The sequence below is a fragment of the Pseudomonas sp. B35(2017) genome (assembly GCF_002113645.1).
GTDB classification, from domain to species: Bacteria; Pseudomonadota; Gammaproteobacteria; order Pseudomonadales; family Pseudomonadaceae; genus Aquipseudomonas; species Aquipseudomonas ekonensis.
In genome coordinates this window covers 70,406-84,869 of record NZ_NEIZ01000010.1, presented here as the reverse complement: position 1 = coordinate 84,869, position 14,464 = coordinate 70,406, and the positions used below count along the sequence as shown (strand labels likewise).

General features: G+C 65.7%; 19 protein-coding genes. 15 read left to right on the top strand and 4 right to left on the bottom strand.

Features of this window, described 5'->3' with window-relative positions:
- Nucleotides 1-11: 11 nt before the first annotated feature.
- The 5 genes from motD (at nucleotide 12) to CAG41_RS17705 (ending at nucleotide 3,769) form a co-directional block, all read left to right on the top strand.
- Nucleotides 12-902 carry a flagellar motor protein MotD gene (gene motD, locus CAG41_RS17725; protein WP_085577788.1) on the top strand — a complete coding sequence of 297 codons (891 nt, stop codon included), beginning with the start codon at nucleotides 12-14 and terminating at the stop codon, nucleotides 900-902.
- A gap of 43 nt (nucleotides 903-945) precedes the next feature.
- On the top strand, nucleotides 946-1,734 hold the full coding sequence (locus CAG41_RS17720; RefSeq protein WP_085577787.1) for a ParA family protein: 789 nt from the start codon (nucleotides 946-948) through the stop codon (nucleotides 1,732-1,734).
- A 105-nt stretch (nucleotides 1,735-1,839) separates the two neighbouring features.
- Entirely contained in the window at nucleotides 1,840-2,802 is a 963-nt protein-coding gene (locus CAG41_RS17715; RefSeq protein WP_085694612.1) for a CheW domain-containing protein, read from the top strand.
- A gap of 88 nt (nucleotides 2,803-2,890) precedes the next feature.
- On the top strand, nucleotides 2,891-3,376 hold the full coding sequence (locus CAG41_RS17710) for a chemotaxis protein CheW (protein ID WP_085577785.1): 486 nt from the start codon (nucleotides 2,891-2,893) through the stop codon (nucleotides 3,374-3,376).
- Nucleotides 3,377-3,769, top strand: a complete 393-nt coding sequence (locus tag CAG41_RS17705; protein WP_085577784.1) for a DUF2802 domain-containing protein — start codon at nucleotides 3,377-3,379, stop codon at nucleotides 3,767-3,769.
- Between the two features lie 94 nt (nucleotides 3,770-3,863).
- Here the strand turns inward: CAG41_RS17705 and CAG41_RS17700 are convergent, their stop codons facing one another.
- Both CAG41_RS17700 and CAG41_RS17695 read right to left on the bottom strand, forming a co-directional pair.
- Nucleotides 3,864-4,193: an EscU/YscU/HrcU family type III secretion system export apparatus switch protein gene (locus CAG41_RS17700; RefSeq protein ID WP_085577783.1), complete on the bottom strand. Its 330-nt coding sequence runs from the start codon at nucleotides 4,191-4,193 to the stop codon at nucleotides 3,864-3,866.
- Nucleotides 4,190-5,770, bottom strand: a complete 1,581-nt coding sequence (locus tag CAG41_RS17695) for a flagellar hook-length control protein FliK (protein ID WP_085577782.1) — start codon at nucleotides 5,768-5,770, stop codon at nucleotides 4,190-4,192. Before CAG41_RS17695 ends, CAG41_RS17700 begins: the two co-directional genes overlap by 4 nt.
- A gap of 197 nt (nucleotides 5,771-5,967) precedes the next feature.
- On the opposite strand from CAG41_RS17695, the gene ccmA reads away from it, so the two are divergent.
- From ccmA to CAG41_RS17645, 10 genes are all read left to right on the top strand, one after another.
- Nucleotides 5,968-6,603 (top strand): cytochrome c biogenesis heme-transporting ATPase CcmA, encoded by a 636-nt coding sequence (gene ccmA / locus CAG41_RS17690; protein ID WP_085577781.1) that lies wholly within the window; start codon nucleotides 5,968-5,970, stop codon nucleotides 6,601-6,603.
- Nucleotides 6,600-7,268: a heme exporter protein CcmB gene (gene ccmB / locus CAG41_RS17685; protein WP_085577887.1), complete on the top strand. Its 669-nt coding sequence runs from the start codon at nucleotides 6,600-6,602 to the stop codon at nucleotides 7,266-7,268. Before ccmA ends, ccmB begins: the two co-directional genes overlap by 4 nt.
- Before the next feature lie 76 nt (nucleotides 7,269-7,344).
- Nucleotides 7,345-8,100 carry a heme ABC transporter permease gene (locus CAG41_RS17680; RefSeq protein WP_085577780.1) on the top strand — a complete coding sequence of 252 codons (756 nt, stop codon included), beginning with the start codon at nucleotides 7,345-7,347 and terminating at the stop codon, nucleotides 8,098-8,100.
- Nucleotides 8,097-8,273: a heme exporter protein CcmD gene (ccmD, locus tag CAG41_RS17675; RefSeq protein ID WP_008055370.1), complete on the top strand. Its 177-nt coding sequence runs from the start codon at nucleotides 8,097-8,099 to the stop codon at nucleotides 8,271-8,273. The genes CAG41_RS17680 and ccmD overlap by 4 nt, the downstream gene beginning before the upstream one ends.
- Nucleotides 8,270-8,725 carry a cytochrome c maturation protein CcmE gene (gene ccmE, locus CAG41_RS17670; RefSeq protein WP_085577779.1) on the top strand — a complete coding sequence of 152 codons (456 nt, stop codon included), beginning with the start codon at nucleotides 8,270-8,272 and terminating at the stop codon, nucleotides 8,723-8,725. Before ccmD ends, ccmE begins: the two co-directional genes overlap by 4 nt.
- Before the next feature lie 3 nt (nucleotides 8,726-8,728).
- Complete coding sequence (locus CAG41_RS17665; RefSeq protein WP_085640266.1) at nucleotides 8,729-10,717, top strand: heme lyase CcmF/NrfE family subunit; 1,989 nt, start codon at nucleotides 8,729-8,731, stop codon at nucleotides 10,715-10,717.
- Nucleotides 10,714-11,250, top strand: a complete 537-nt coding sequence (locus CAG41_RS17660; RefSeq protein ID WP_085577777.1) for a DsbE family thiol:disulfide interchange protein — start codon at nucleotides 10,714-10,716, stop codon at nucleotides 11,248-11,250. Before CAG41_RS17665 ends, CAG41_RS17660 begins: the two co-directional genes overlap by 4 nt.
- On the top strand, nucleotides 11,247-11,717 hold the full coding sequence (locus tag CAG41_RS17655) for a cytochrome c-type biogenesis protein (RefSeq protein ID WP_085577776.1): 471 nt from the start codon (nucleotides 11,247-11,249) through the stop codon (nucleotides 11,715-11,717). The genes CAG41_RS17660 and CAG41_RS17655 overlap by 4 nt, the downstream gene beginning before the upstream one ends.
- Complete coding sequence (ccmI, locus tag CAG41_RS17650; protein ID WP_085707265.1) at nucleotides 11,714-12,916, top strand: c-type cytochrome biogenesis protein CcmI; 1,203 nt, start codon at nucleotides 11,714-11,716, stop codon at nucleotides 12,914-12,916. The genes CAG41_RS17655 and ccmI overlap by 4 nt, the downstream gene beginning before the upstream one ends.
- A 27-nt stretch (nucleotides 12,917-12,943) precedes the next feature.
- Nucleotides 12,944-13,348 (top strand): hypothetical protein, encoded by a 405-nt coding sequence (locus tag CAG41_RS17645; RefSeq protein WP_085707264.1) that lies wholly within the window; start codon nucleotides 12,944-12,946, stop codon nucleotides 13,346-13,348.
- A 58-nt stretch (nucleotides 13,349-13,406) separates the two neighbouring features.
- Here CAG41_RS17645 and CAG41_RS17640 read toward each other — a convergent pair whose 3' ends face one another.
- On the bottom strand, nucleotides 13,407-13,982 hold the full coding sequence (locus tag CAG41_RS17640) for a PIN domain-containing protein (protein ID WP_085577773.1): 576 nt from the start codon (nucleotides 13,980-13,982) through the stop codon (nucleotides 13,407-13,409).
- On the bottom strand, nucleotides 13,979-14,446 hold the full coding sequence (locus tag CAG41_RS17635; RefSeq protein WP_085707263.1) for a helix-turn-helix domain-containing protein: 468 nt from the start codon (nucleotides 14,444-14,446) through the stop codon (nucleotides 13,979-13,981). Before CAG41_RS17635 ends, CAG41_RS17640 begins: the two co-directional genes overlap by 4 nt.
- Between the last annotated feature and the right edge of the window lie 18 nt (nucleotides 14,447-14,464).

The window sequence follows — 14,464 nt, the reverse complement described above, 5'->3', positions numbered from 1 at the left end:
GGTAATGGACTATGGCTCGTCGCCGGCAGCATGAAGAACACGTCAACCACGAACGCTGGCTGGTGTCCTACGCGGACTTCATCACCTTGCTGTTCGCGTTCTTCGTGGTCATGTACTCGATCTCTTCGATCAACGAAGGCAAGTACAAGATCATTTCCGAGGCGCTGATCGGGGTCTTCACCGACGCCGACCGCGCGCTCAAGCCCATCCCCATCGGTGAGGAACGCCCCAAGACCGTGACCCCGGCCAAGCCGCTGGTCAAGGATTCGGAGCAGGTCGACGCTGGCATCGCCGGTGCCAGCGACCCTCTGAAAAGCATCGCCGATGACATCAGCGCCGCGTTCGGCGACCTGATCGCCTCCAACCAGATGACCGTGCGCGGCAACGAGCTGTGGGTCGAGATCGAGCTCAACTCCAGCCTGCTGTTCGGCAGCGGCGACGCGATGCCGAGCGATGTGGCGTTCAACATCATCGACAAGGTCGCGGCGATCCTCAAACCGTTCGACAACCCGATCCACGTCGAAGGCTTCACCGACGACCAGCCGATCCGCACCGCCCAGTACCCGACCAACTGGGAGCTGTCCTCGGCGCGTTCGGCCAGCATCGTGCGCATGCTCGCGATGCAGGGCGTGAACCCCGGCCGCATGGCGTCGGTGGGCTACGGCGAATTCCAGCCGGTGGCCAACAACGCCACCGCCGAAGGCCGGGCGAAGAACCGCCGCGTGGTGCTGGTGGTGTCGCGCAACCTGGATGTGCGCCGCAGCCTGACCGGCACCGGCACCGCCCATGCGACGCCGGACGCGGCACTGAAGCGGGCTGGCACACAAACTGCACCGAACCCGGCCAAGACGTCGGGACGCGAGAGTGCCGTCAATTCTCCGTCACCCGCATTAATACGCTGAGCTATGTCTCGGCCGGGCATCCCGGCCGGGTGGAACGATCCGAATGAGAGTCTGGGCAGTCGCCAATCAAAAGGGTGGTGTCGGTAAAACCACTTCCTCCATCGCTTTAGCCGGGTTGCTGGCCGAGGCGGGCAAGCGCGTGGTCGTGGTCGATCTCGACCCCCACGGCTCGATGACCAGCTATTTCGGTTACGATCCCGACAGCCTGGAGCACAGCAACTACGACCTGTTCCTGCACAAGGGCGGCGTGCCGGAAGGCCTGCCGGGCCAACTGCTGCTGTCCACCAGCGACGAGCGCATTTCCCTGTTGCCGTCCAGCACCGCGCTGGCCACCCTGGAGCGCCAGTCGCCGGGGCAGAGCGGCCTGGGCCTGGTGATCGCCAAGAGTCTGGCGCAGCTGTGGCAGGACTTCGACTACGCCATCATCGACAGCCCGCCGCTGCTCGGCGTGCTGATGGTCAACGCCCTGGCCGCCAGTCAGCAACTGGTGATCCCGGTGCAGACCGAACACCTGGCGGTCAAGGGCCTGGAGCGCATGGTCAATACCCTGGCGATGGTCAACCGCTCGCGCAAGCAGGCGCTGCCGTTCAGCATCGTGCCGACCCTGTTCGACCGCCGCACCCAGGCGTCGATGGGCACCTTGCGCATCCTGCGCGACAAATTCCCCGAAGAGATCTGGCAGGGCTACATCCCGGTCGACACCCGCCTGCGCGACGCCAGCCGCGCCGGCGTCACGCCTTCGCAGTTCGACGGCAAGAGCCGCGGCGTGCTGGCCTACCGCGCGCTGCTCAAGCACTTGCTGGCGCAGCAGTCCGTTGCGCAGGTGGCGTGACATGACCCTGACCCGTCCGTCTCTTTTCGATTCGCACCTCACCTGTGGAGCCGGGCTCGCCCGCACAGCAGGCGACGCGGTGCTCCAGTCGGGCGATGTCCGTCGATGAACCGCCCGATCAAGCTCACCACACGCCCGCAGCAGGCGCTGCAGTCCTATCTGGACGGCCTGCTGCAGGACGTTCCCGAGGCGCTTGAGGCGCCGGCCGAAGCGGTGCCGCCGGCGCCGGAAAACGCCGCCCTCGATGAGTTCCAGGCCGCCGTGCTCGAAGAGCAGGCGCGTGACGCCGAGAAGGCCGCCAGCGTTTCGGCGCCCGCGGCCGCCCCGAAAGCCGCCGCGGTGAGCAAGCCGCCGGTCGCGCTGCTGGAGGAGCCGCAGCCGCGCGCGCCGCTCTCGACCCTGGCGCCGCTGTTGCAGACACGCCTCTTGCAGCCGGCGACCCTGCCCGCAGAGCCCGAGCCCGAGCCGGCACCTGCGCCGGCACCGGTGGCGACGCCTGCCGAGCCGACGCTTGTCGCGCCATTGGTCGAAGTGCATCTGCCGCCGAGCAACACACCGCCGCCGACCGACACCGACGGCCGTCCGGCCTGGGCGTCCGAAGCCTTCGAGTGCCTGTTGTTCGACGTCGCGGGCCTGACCCTGGCGGTGCCGCTGGTATGCCTGGGCTCGATCTATTCGCTGGCCGGCCACGACCTGACGCCGCTGTTCGGTCAGCCGGAATGGTTCCTCGGCATCCTGCCGAGCCAGTCCGGGAACCTGAAGGTGCTCGACACCGCGCGCTGGGTCATGCCTGACCGCTACCGCGACGATTTCCGCCAGGGTCTGCAATACGTGATTTCGGTCCAGGGCTACGAATGGGGCCTGGCGGTGCATCAGGTCAGCCGCTCGCTGCGTCTGGACCCGAATGAAATCAAATGGAGAAGTCATCGAGGTCAGCGGCCATGGCTCGCCGGCACGGTGATTGAGCACATGTGTGCACTGCTGGACGTTTCCGCGCTGGCTGAGTTGATCGCCAGTGGCGGGGCAAAACACATGAGCGGCAGCAAGCCACTACACAAACCGGCGTAGCTGCCGACATAACAAGCATGCGACGGCGTTATTGAAATGCCGCCAACCGAACACACACCGCCAGAGGCGGTAATTTGAGGGGTCAGGTATGAGTAATCAGGCGACGAATGCAAAGGGTTCCGAAGATCCGATCCTGCAATGGGTGACCTTCAAGCTCGACAACGAGACCTACGGCATCAACGTGATGCGCGTCCAGGAAGTCCTGCGCTACACCGAAATCGCTCCGGTGCCGGGCGCGCCGAGCTACGTGCTGGGCATCATCAACCTGCGCGGCAACGTGGTGACCGTGATCGACACCCGTCAGCGCTTCGGCCTGATGAGCGGCGAAGTCAGCGACAACACTCGTATCGTCATCATCGAAGCCGACAAGCAAGTCGTCGGCATCCTGGTCGACAGCGTGGCTGAAGTGGTTTACCTGCGCCAGTCGGAGATCGAGACCGCGCCGAACGTCGGCAACGAAGAGTCGGCCAAGTTCATCCAGGGCGTGTGCAACAAGAACAACGAGTTGCTCATCCTGGTCGAGCTGGACAAGATGATGACCGAAGAAGAATGGTCGGAACTGGAGAACATCTGATTGATTCTCGAGGTGGCGGTCATTGTCCTGTTCCTGTTCTGGGCGGGCACGCTGGCGATGTTTCTGGCGTACATCAAGGCGCAGCGGCTGATCGCTGCGCAGCAGGCCCAGGGCGATGCGCTGCGTGACCAGCGCATCAAGGAGCTGGCCAAGCGTGTCGACGATTACCAGAACGGCAACGTGCGCATGGGCGAAGACCTGCACGAGCTGCGCGCGGTGGTCAGTCCCTTGCCGGACAAGATCTCTCAGCTGGAGCAGCGCGACCCGTCCAGCCTGTCGTTCGCCCAGGCGGCGAAACTGGTCGGCATGGGTGCCAGCGTCGATGAACTCACCCAGTCCTGCGGCCTGACCCAGGCCGAGGCGGAGCTGATGAGCAAGCTGCACAGAAGCTGATGCCTGCACTCGGGCAGGCATCGTCATTCACGAACAAGCCCGCTCCCGCGATCAACGCAGGAGCGGGCTTGTTCGTGAAGGCACCCTTGAAAACTCAGTAATCGTCGCCGCGCTCGGTGACGTCCTTCTCGACCCTCGGCGCCTGCGGGTCGAACCCCTGCGGGAACTTGCCCTTCAGGTTCCAGGCAAACGCAATGATCTCCGCGATCGTCAGGTACAGCTCCTGGGGAATGCTGTCGCCCAGCTCCAGCCGCGCCAACAGGCGCACCAGCTCCGGGTTCTCGTAGATCGGCACCTCATAGTCGCGGGCGATGCGCAGGATTTCTTCGGCCAGTTCGTCATCGCCCTTGGCGGTGAGGGTGGGGGCGTGGCTGCCGTCGTACTGGAGGGCGATGGCCTGGCGTGGAGCAGTGGAATCGTTCATGCGGTTTCGTCGACCCAGCGGTGTTCGAGGCGGGTTTGGCTGCCTTGCGGCGGGGTGCCGAGGTGGCAGTCGAGGTCGCCGACGTTGAGCCCGGCATCCAGCAGACGCTGACGCAGTGCGTGCAGTTGGCTTTCGATCAGTTCGGCAGTGTACGGCCGTTCGGCCCACAGCTGGCTCGACAGGCTGCCGCCGGTCAGTTGCGCCTGGACCTGCAGCGGGCCCAGCGGTTCCAGGTCGAAGGCCAGGTCGACGCGCCACAGCGGTTGCTTGCGTTCGCGGTCGTTCTCCCGGCGTTCCTCCGGTTGTTCCTTCTCGGGCGCTTCTTCGCGCTGGAACTTGACCTGCAGCGGCACGATGTCCTGCAGGTTGCGCATCGGGATCTCCAGTTGCCAGGTGCTCAGCAGCCGGCCGTCGTCGGTGAGGCCGGTCTGTTCCAGGCTCGACAGCTGATGGCTCTGCAGGCGGGAGACGGCGGCCGCCGCCAAGCGCAACAGCTGCTCCAGATCGCCTTCGCCCTCCAGGCTTTGCAGCAACCGTTCGGGCAGCGGGAAGCCGCCCGGCACGGGTTTGGCGCTGACCTGGCCGAGGGTGCCCAGCGCGTTGCGCACGAAGCTCGGCAACGCCTGCGCCAGGGTGTTGGCGGCGATGATCGCGTTGAAGCTGGTGCTGCTCGGCAGGCCCGGCGTGAGCTGTGCGATCAACTTGAGCAGATCGCCCTTGAGGTCCGGCGCCAGCGTCGGGTTCTGCCCGGTGAGCAATTTGGCTTCAAGGAATGCGCCGCTGTTGGCCAATGCCTGGGCCAGGCCCCTAGGGGTGCTCAGTTGCTGGGCGTCGGGCAGGCCGGCGAGCAGTTTGCCGACGGCGGCCCGCAGGTCGGCCGAGGTCTGGTCCGTGGCCGGCGGCAGGTTCTGCAGCAGCTTGAGCAGTCCGTCGAGGGAGCCTTGGCGGCTTTGCTGGCTGGCCAGCTGTTGGCTCACCGCCAGTTGTTCCTGGCGGCTGCTCAGGGGCAGGAACTTAAGGGTTTGCGTGTCTTGCACCAGCGCCGACAGCAGCGTGCCGATGCGCAACGGCTGCGGGCTGTCGAGGGTCAGGGTGCTGCCGCGCAGCGCGGTGTTCAGCAGCGTCACCAGCGAGCGGTACACCGTCGGTTGCCCCGGCGCCTGCGGCAGGGCCTGGGCAGTCAGCACCTTGCCTTGCAGCAGTGTGCCGACCGGCAGTTGCGCGGTGTCGATGCGGGTGAGGGCGGCGACGCTGCTGGCGATGGCCTGCTGCACCGTGATGGCCAGGTTGCCCGCCGAGGGCTGCATGACCGCCAGGCTGGTGCCTTGGGGAAACGGCTGGGCGCTGGTGGCCTGTACCGTGGTCTGGCGGCCGCTGTCGAGCGTCACCTTGAGCAGCAGCTCAAAGGTCTGGTCCGCCTGCTTGAGCGACAGCACCTCGGCCCGGGCGCTCTGCCCGGCGGCGATCAGCCCGTCCACCGGCGTCAGCAGCTTGAGCAGCTCGCCGCTGATCACCGGGGGCCGGGCCGTCGCCGGAGGCGTTTGCGGCATCGGGAGAATGTTCATTTCGCCTGTCATACGCGGACACAACCTGAGGAAAATGCGCTCTTTGGAGTAAGGCACGGCATGTATAATGCCGCCCGTCTTTCGCTTCGTTCAAAAAACATTGCAATTGTTTGACGCAGCTCTCTAGATCAGGCCGTCATTGCATCTATGCTGCAACTCTTTAACGGCCGCGCCAGAGCCGACTTGAACCGTATAAGGCCCGTGAACCCTTGACCAGTCCTGTCCTGCAAACCGTTGCCCTCGCGTGCGAGCGAGACCTGCGGCTTCTGTTCGAAAATCTCGATTTGAGACTGGCCAGTGGCGATATGGTGCAGATCAGCGGTCCCAACGGCAGCGGCAAGACCAGCCTGTTGCGCCTGCTCGCCGGCCTGATGCAACCGACCGGCGGTCAGGTGCTGCTCAATGGCCGTCCGCTGGCCGAGCAACGCAGCGAACTGGCGCGCAACCTGCTGTGGATCGGCCATGCCGCCGGCATCAAGGACCTGCTCACGCCGGAAGAGAACCTGGCCTGGCTCTGCGCCCTGCATCGGCCCGCCCCCAAGGAGGCGATCTGGCAGGCCCTGGCGGCGGTCGGATTGCGCGGTTTCGAAGACGTTCCCTGCCATAACCTGTCCGCCGGCCAGCAGCGTCGCGTGGCGCTGGCGCGCCTGTACCTGGACAGCCCGCCGCTGTGGATCCTCGACGAACCCTTCACCGCCCTCGACAAGTCGGGCGTGGCGCAGCTCGAAGCGCACCTGGCCGAGCACTGCGGGCGCGGCGGCCTGGTGGTGCTGACCACCCACCACACGCTGGGCCGGACGCCGGCCGGCTACCGCGACATCGATCTGGGGAATTGGGCGGCATGAGTGTGTTCGGACTGCTGGTCGCCCGCGAATCCCGCCTGCTGTTCCGCCGCCCGGCGGAGCTGGCCAATCCGCTGATTTTCTTCGCCATCGTCATCGCGCTGTTCCCGCTGGCCGTCGGCCCGGAAACACAAGTGTTGCAAAACCTGTCCCCGGGGTTAGTCTGGGTGGCGGCGCTGTTGTCGGTCCTGCTCTCGCTGGACGGGCTTTTCCGCAGCGATTTCGAGGACGGCTCCCTGGAACAGTGGGTCCTTTCGCCGCACCCCCTGCCTCTTCTGGTACTGGCCAAGGTGCTGGCACACTGGCTGTTCTCGGGGCTGGCACTGGTTTTGCTCTCTCCCTTGCTGGCATTGATGCTCGGCCTGCCGACCGCCTGTCTGCCGGTGCTGCTGTTTTCGCTGCTGCTGGGAACGCCGGTGCTGAGCCTGCTCGGTGCGGTGGGCGCGGCGCTGACGGTGGGGTTGAAGCGGGGCGGGCTGCTGCTGGCGCTGCTGATCCTGCCGTTGTACATCCCGGTGCTGATCCTGGGCAGCGGCGCCTTGCAGGCGGCGCTGCAGGGCATGCCGGCGACCGGTTATCTCCTGTGGCTCGGCAGCCTGGCCGCCCTGGCGATCACCCTGACACCCTTTGCAATAGCGGCTGGCCTGAAGATCAGCGTCGGCGAATAATGATGAGGTCTGATCAATATTTGATCAGCAAAGACCCAGGCCCTTCACAGCGAAGGGCACCCGTGATGGAAACAGTATGAACTGGACCTGGTTTCACAAGCTCGGCTCGCCCAAGTGGTTTTACGGCATCAGCAGCAGAATGCTGCCGTGGCTCGGCATTTCGGCGGTGCTGCTGATCGCCGTCGGCGTCGTCTGGGGGCTGGCCTTCGCGCCGCCGGACTATCAGCAAGGCAACAGCTTTCGCATCATCTACATCCACGTGCCCACCGCGATGCTCGCTCAGTCGATCTACGTGATGCTGGCGGTGTGCGGGGTGGTGGGGCTGGTCTGGAAGATGAAGCTGGCCGATGTCGCGCTGCAATGCGCCGCGCCCGTCGGCGCCTGGATGACCGCCGTGGCGCTGGTCACCGGAGCGATCTGGGGCAAGCCGACCTGGGGTTCGTGGTGGGTCTGGGACGCGCGCCTGACCTCCATGCTGATCCTGTTGTTCCTCTATTTCGGCGTCATCGCCCTGGGCAACGCCATCAGCAACCGCGACAGCGCCGCCAAGGCCTGCGCGGTGCTGGCCATCGTCGGCGTGATCAACATCCCGATCATCAAGTACTCGGTGGAGTGGTGGAACACCCTGCACCAGGGCGCGACCTTCACCCTCACCGAAAAGCCGGCGATGCCGGTCGAGATGTGGCTGCCGCTGCTGCTGACGGCACTGGGCTTCTATTGCTTCTTCGGCGCGGTGCTGCTCATGCGCATGCGCCTTGAGGTGCTCAAGCGCGAGGCCCGCGCCAGTTGGGTCAAAGAAGAAGTGCAGCACAGCCTGGAGGCCGCCCGATGAGTTTCGCGTCATTCGGCGATTTCCTCGCCATGGGCCATCACGGCCTGTATGTCTGGTCGGCCTACGGCATCTGCCTGGCGGTGCTGGCCCTCAACGTCGCGGCGCCGATCCTGGCCCGCAAGCGGTATCTGCAACAGGAGGCGCGTCGTCTGCGCCGGGAGAACGGCAAGTGAATCCGCTGCGCAAGAAACGTCTGATCATCATCCTGGCGATCCTGGTCGGGGTCGGCGCCGCCGTCGGCCTGGCCCTGAGCGCCCTGCAGCAGAACATCAACCTGTTCTACACCCCGACCCAGATCGCCAACGGCGAAGCGCCGCACGACACACGCATCCGCGCCGGCGGCATGGTCGAGCAGGGCTCGCTGCAACGTTCCCCGGATTCCCTGGACGTCCGCTTCGTCGTCACCGACTTCAACAAGTCCGTGACCATCACCTACCGCGGCATCCTGCCGGATCTGTTCCGCGAAGGGCAGGGCATCGTCGCCCTCGGCAAGCTCAACGCCGACGGCGTGGTGGTGGCCGATGAGGTGCTGGCCAAGCACGACGAGAAGTACATGCCGCCGGAAGTGACCAAGGCCCTGAAAGACAGCGGCCAGTCGGTGCCGGCACCGGCGAAGGAGGGCTGAACCATGACGTCCGCGATCTTCATACCCGAACTCGGCCACCTGGCCATGATCCTCGCGCTGTGCCTGGCGCTGGTGCAGGCGGTGGTGCCGCTGCTCGGCGCCTGGCGCGGCGACCGCCTGTGGATGGGCCTGGCCCAGCCGGCGGCGTGGGGGCAGTTCGCCTTCCTGGTGTTCGCCTTCGGCTGCCTGACCTACGCGTTCATGACCGACGACTTCTCCGTGGCCTACGTCGCGATGAACTCCAACAGCGCCTTGCCGTGGTACTACAAGTTCAGCGCCGTGTGGGGCGCCCACGAGGGCTCGCTGCTGTTGTGGGCGCTGATCCTCGGCGGCTGGACCTTCGCGGTGTCGGTGTTCTCCCGGCAGTTGCCGCAGGTCATGCTGGCCCGCGTGCTGGCGGTGATGGGCATGATCAGCACAGGCTTCCTGCTGTTCCTGATCATCACCTCCAACCCGTTCTCGCGGATCCTGCCGCAGGTGCCGGCCGACGGCCGCGACCTCAACCCGCTGCTGCAGGACATCGGCCTGATCGTTCACCCGCCGATGCTCTACATGGGCTATGTCGGCTTCTCGGTGGCCTTCGCCTTCGCCATCGCCGCGCTGCTCGGCGGCCGGCTCGATGCGGCGTGGGCGCGCTGGTCGCGGCCGTGGACCATCGTCGCCTGGGCGTTCCTGGGCATCGGCATCACCCTCGGCTCGTGGTGGGCCTACTACGAGCTCGGCTGGGGCGGCTGGTGGTTCTGGGATCCGGTGGAAAACGCCTCGTTCATGCCGTGGCTGGTGGGCACGGCCCTGATCCACTCGCTGGCCGTCACCGAAAAGCGCGGCGTGTTCAAGAGCTGGACGGTGCTGCTGGCCATCGCCGCATTCTCCTTGAGCCTGCTCGGCACCTTCCTCGTGCGTTCCGGCGTGCTGACCTCGGTGCACGCGTTCGCTTCGGATCCGGAGCGCGGCGTGTTCATCCTGATGTTCCTGCTGTTCGTGGTCGGCGGCTCGCTGACGCTGTTCGCGCTGCGCGCGCCAGTGGTCAAGAGCCAGGTCGGCTTCAACCTGTGGTCGCGCGAAACCCTGCTGCTGGGCAACAACCTGATCCTGGTCGTGGCGGCCTCGATGATTCTGCTCGGCACCCTGTATCCGTTGGTGCTCGATGCGTTGAGCGGCGCCAAGCTGTCGGTCGGGCCGCCGTACTTCAACGCGCTGTTCATCCCGCTGATGGCGTTGCTGATGGTGGTGATGGCGGTCGGGGTGATCGTGCGCTGGAAGGACACGCCGGTGAAATGGCTGGCGGGCATGCTGGCCCCGGTGCTGCTGGGCAGCGTCGGCCTGGCGGTGGTGGCCGGCGTGGCCTACGGCGATTTCAATTGGGCGGTGCTGGCCACGTTCCTGCTGGCCGCCTGGGTGCTGCTGGCCAGCGTGCGCGACATTGTCGACAAGACCCGCCACAAGGGCCTGATCAAGGGCTTGCCGAGCCTGACCCGCAGCTATTGGGGCATGCACCTGGCGCACGTGGGCATCGCCGTCTGCGCCCTGGGCGTGGTGCTGTCGAGCCAGAACAGCGCCGAGCGCGACCTGCGCCTGGAACCGGGCGAGTCGATGGAGCTGGCCGGTTACCGGTTCGTCTTCGAAGGCGCCAAGCACTTCGAGGGGCCGAACTTCACGTCCGACAAGGGCACTGTCCGCGTCCTGCGCGACGGCAAGGAAGTCAGCGTGCTGCATCCTGAGAAACGTCTGTACACCGTGCAGAGTTCGATGATGACCGAAGCGGGGATCGACGCCGGTTTCACCCGTGACCTCTATGTCGCCCTGGGCGAGCCGCTGGGCGACGGCGCCTGGGCGGTGCGGGTGCACGTCAAGCCGTTCGTGCGCTGGATCTGGTTCGGCGGGTTGCTGACCGGTCTGGGCGGCGTGCTCGCGGCGCTGGACCGGCGCTACCGGGTCAAAGTCAAAAGCCGGGTGCGCGAAGCGCTGGGCATGGAAGGAGCCGCTGCATGAGACGTTGGTTGATGCTGGTGCCCCTGGCGGTGTTCCTGCTGGTGGCCGTTTTCCTTTACCGCGGCCTGTACCTGGATCCTGCGGAACTGCCGTCGGCGATGATCGGCAAGCCGTTTCCGGAGTTCTCCCTGCCGGCGGTGCAGGGCGACAAGACCCTGACCCGCGCCGACATCCTCGGCAAGCCGGCCCTGGTGAACGTCTGGGGCACGTGGTGCATTTCCTGCCGGGTCGAGCACCCGGTGCTGAACAAACTGGCTGAGCGCGGCGTGGTGATCTACGGCATCAACTACAAGGACACCAACGCCGACGCCCTGAAATGGCTGGCCGAGTTCCACAATCCGTACCGCCTCGACATCCGCGACGACGAAGGCTCCCTGGGCCTGAACCTCGGTGTGTACGGTGCCCCCGAAACCTTCTTCATCGACGCCAAGGGGATCATCCGCGACAAGTTCGTGGGGGTGATCGACGAGCAGGTCTGGCGGGAAAAACTGGCGGCCAAGTACCAGGCGCTGGTCGACGAGGCCACGCCATGAAGCGCTGGATCGCCGCCGCTGTCCTGGGCCTGAGCCTGGCCGGCGTGGCCCATGCGGCCATCGACACCTACCAGTTCGCCAAGGACGCGGATCGCGAGCGCTTTCGCGAACTGACCAAGGAACTGCGTTGCCCCAAGTGCCAGAACCAGGACATCGCCGACTCCAACGCGCCGATCGCCGCCGACCTGCGCAAGGAGATCTTCCGCATGCTTGGCGAGGGCAAGGACAATCAGCAGATCATCGACTTCATGGTCGACCGCTACGGTGATTTCGTCCGCTACAAGCCGGCGCTCAACGCCAAGACCGCGTTGCTGTGGTTCGGCCCTGCCGGGCTGCTGCTCGGCGGCCTGGCGGTGATCGCCGTGATCGTGCGCCGCCGTCGCGGGCAACGCGCCGAGACGCCGTCCTCGCTGTCCGCCGAAGAGCGCCAGCGCCTCGACCAACTGTTGGATAAAAACCAAGAATGATTGATTTCTGGCTCGCCGCAGGGCTGTTGCTTCTGGTCGCCCTGAGTTTTCTGCTGATTCCCGTGCTGCGCGGCCACCGTGCCCAGCGCGAGGAAGACCGCACCGCCCTGAACGTCGCGCTGTACCAGGAACGCGTGGCCGAGCTGCAGGCGCAGCAGGCCGAAGGCGTGCTCGACGCCGCGCAGATGGACAGCGGCCGCGCCGAGGCGGCCCGTGAGCTGCTGGCCGACACCGAAGGCGTGGCGCCGGCGCGGGTTTCCCGTCTGGGCAAGCCGTTGCCGCTGCTGGCGGCCGTACTGGTGCCGGTGCTGGGCCTGGGGCTGTACCTGCATTTCGGCGCCAGCGACAAGGTCGAGCTGACCCGGGAGTTCGCCCAGGCGCCGCAGTCGATGGAAGAGATGACCCGGCGCCTTGAGCGCACGGTGGAGGCGCAACCGGACTCGGCCGAAGGCCTGTACTTCCTCGGCCGCACCTACATGGCCCAGGACCGGCCGGCGGACGCGGCGAAGATGTTCGAGCGCACCGTCAACCTGGCCGGGCGTCAGCCGGAGCTACTGGGCCAATGGGCCCAGGCGCAGTATTTCGCCGACGGCAAGAAATGGTCGGACAAGGTCAAGGCCCTGACCGACGAGGCGCTGAAGGCCGATCCGAAGGAAGTCACCAGCCTCGGCCTGCTGGGCATCGCTGCCTTCGAAGGCGAGCGCTACCAGGAAGCCATCGATTACTGGAACCGTCTGCTGGCGCAACTGCCGCCCCAAGACAAGTCCCGCGAAGCCCTGCAGGGCGGCATCGACCGCGCCACCGAGAAACTGGTGGCCAGCGGCGGCAAGGTCGCCCAGGCACCGGCGCCGAAGGCGGCTGCGCGGCTCAAGGTCAGCGTGGCCCTGGCCAGCGAGCTCAAGGGCAAGGTGCAGCCGGGCGACAGCGTGTTCATCTTCGCCCGCGCCACTTCGGGCCCTCCGGCGCCGTTGGCGGCCAAGCGCCTGACCGTCGCGGACCTGCCGGTGACCGTCGAGCTGGGCGATGCCGACGCGATGATGCCGCAGTTGAAACTGTCGAACTTCCCTGAAGTCCAACTGGTTGCGCGCGTTTCCCGTGCCGGTCAACCGACGGCGGGAGAGTGGGTCGGCCGCAGCCAGCCATTGGCGAGCAGCACCACCGCGCCGCAGACACTGACCATCGACAGCCCGGACAAATAGGCCGGATAACCTCAGGAACGCACCGCCATGAACGCCCTCGCCCGAATCACCATCATCACGTTGGCCATAGGGCTCAGCGCCTGTGCGGTGCAGCAACCTGAACCGACCCGGCTGCCGCCGATCCCGCCGTCGCAACCGGGCCCGAAACCGTCGACGCCGACGACACCGGCCAAGCCGGGCCTTCCCGCGAAGCCTTCGAAACCGGTGCCGCGCACCTCCGCCAGCTTCGCCCCGCCGCCGGGCGGCAACAGCCACTGGGATCAGAAGCTGGGCGTGTATGTCCTCGACGACCAGCCCGACACCTTCTACCGCCAGCGTACCTACTACCGCTGGAACAACGGCTGGAGCCGCTCGATCAGCCCCAACGGCCCGTGGGAAGAGACCAACATCCACGGCGTGCCGGCGGGGTTGGGCAAACAGTACGGGCAATGAACGAAAAACGGCGATCCTTGGATCGCCGTTTTGCTGTCTGGCGGTTGTGCGCGCGCTTTCAGAGCAACGCCCGAAACCCGTTGAGTGCCCCTACCGATCGGGCCAGGCCTTGCCGTTGCAGCAGACTCAGAAACGGTTCGACCTCCATCGGCGGTGTCTTCAGTTGCTGGCGCTGACGTTGGGCGGCTCTGACGACGGCTGACGAATCCAGATGGAACAGGTTCTCGACGAATTCATCCGGGTGTTGCGCCTCGATGCCGAAGCCGGCGAGGTGCGTTTCAGGAAAGTCCTTGAGGTTGAACGTCACGATCACGCCGGCGCCGCAGCGTATGGCGGCCGCCAGCACATGACGGTCATCCCGGTCGGGCAGCGACAGTCCGGTGACGAGATCCTCGTAGCCGTCGACACAGGCATCGGGAACCGCACGATCCATCAGTTCCGATGTGCGATCCAGTTGTTCCATGCTCAGGTCGGTGCGGTTCTTCAGCAGGTTGCGTTTCCATTCGCGGTGAATCTCCTTGGTCCATTTCGCCCGAAAAAGCCCGGAGAGGGCGAGCCACATCAGGAAGTCCCTCAAGGGGGCCGGGTACAAAACACATGCATCGTATACAGCGGTGAAAGAGGAGTGCCTCACTCGTATCCTGTCCTTAACGCCTGTGCCTGCTCCGCGAGAAGCGCCATTGCCTGCTCGCTGGCGGTTTCGCGCCGGGCCTTATAGTCCATCAGATCGGCAAAGCGCACACGTCGGTGCTTGCCGGTTTTGTGGTAGGACAACTCACCGCTTTCCAGCAGCTTTATGAGGTGCGGGCGTGAGACGTTGAGCAGATCGGCGGCTTCCTGCGTGGTCAGTTCGGCGTGCACGGGCACGACCTTCACGGCGTTGCCTTCGGCCAGTGCCGCGAGAATGTCGGCCAGCAAGCGCAATGCCGAGGTGGGCAGTTCGACCCGGTGCGCTTCGTTGTGCTCATCGAAGATCTGGATGTGCTGGGTTTCGTGCCGGGTGGCCAGGTAAGCCGACAGGGCACGCTGGCCCTCCATGGCAGCCCGGACTTCGCGTTCGGCGGGGAGATTGATGGAGGGATGAACGATCATGGACATAGTACTGTTCCAGCATTC

What these genes read in the sequence shown, in the direction of transcription:
- CAG41_RS17635 (WP_085707263.1), bottom strand. Translation starts at nt 14,446, where the DNA reads ATGTCCATGATCGTTCATCCCTCCATCAATCTCCCCGCCGAACGCGAA.
- CAG41_RS17710 (WP_085577785.1), top strand. Translation starts at nt 2,891, where the DNA reads ATGAGTAATCAGGCGACGAATGCAAAGGGTTCCGAAGATCCGATCCTG.
- CAG41_RS17715 (WP_085694612.1), top strand. Translation starts at nt 1,840, where the DNA reads ATGAACCGCCCGATCAAGCTCACCACACGCCCGCAGCAGGCGCTGCAG.
- CAG41_RS17645 (WP_085707264.1), top strand. Translation starts at nt 12,944, where the DNA reads ATGAACGCCCTCGCCCGAATCACCATCATCACGTTGGCCATAGGGCTC.
- motD (WP_085577788.1), top strand. Translation starts at nt 12, where the DNA reads ATGGCTCGTCGCCGGCAGCATGAAGAACACGTCAACCACGAACGCTGG.
- CAG41_RS17680 (WP_085577780.1), top strand. Translation starts at nt 7,345, where the DNA reads ATGAACTGGACCTGGTTTCACAAGCTCGGCTCGCCCAAGTGGTTTTAC.
- CAG41_RS17695 (WP_085577782.1), bottom strand. Translation starts at nt 5,770, where the DNA reads ATGACAGGCGAAATGAACATTCTCCCGATGCCGCAAACGCCTCCGGCG.
- CAG41_RS17720 (WP_085577787.1), top strand. Translation starts at nt 946, where the DNA reads ATGAGAGTCTGGGCAGTCGCCAATCAAAAGGGTGGTGTCGGTAAAACC.
- CAG41_RS17660 (WP_085577777.1), top strand. Translation starts at nt 10,714, where the DNA reads ATGAGACGTTGGTTGATGCTGGTGCCCCTGGCGGTGTTCCTGCTGGTG.
- ccmI (WP_085707265.1), top strand. Translation starts at nt 11,714, where the DNA reads ATGATTGATTTCTGGCTCGCCGCAGGGCTGTTGCTTCTGGTCGCCCTG.
- CAG41_RS17665 (WP_085640266.1), top strand. Translation starts at nt 8,729, where the DNA reads ATGACGTCCGCGATCTTCATACCCGAACTCGGCCACCTGGCCATGATC.
- CAG41_RS17700 (WP_085577783.1), bottom strand. Translation starts at nt 4,193, where the DNA reads ATGAACGATTCCACTGCTCCACGCCAGGCCATCGCCCTCCAGTACGAC.
- CAG41_RS17655 (WP_085577776.1), top strand. Translation starts at nt 11,247, where the DNA reads ATGAAGCGCTGGATCGCCGCCGCTGTCCTGGGCCTGAGCCTGGCCGGC.
- ccmB (WP_085577887.1), top strand. Translation starts at nt 6,600, where the DNA reads ATGAGTGTGTTCGGACTGCTGGTCGCCCGCGAATCCCGCCTGCTGTTC.
- ccmD (WP_008055370.1), top strand. Translation starts at nt 8,097, where the DNA reads ATGAGTTTCGCGTCATTCGGCGATTTCCTCGCCATGGGCCATCACGGC.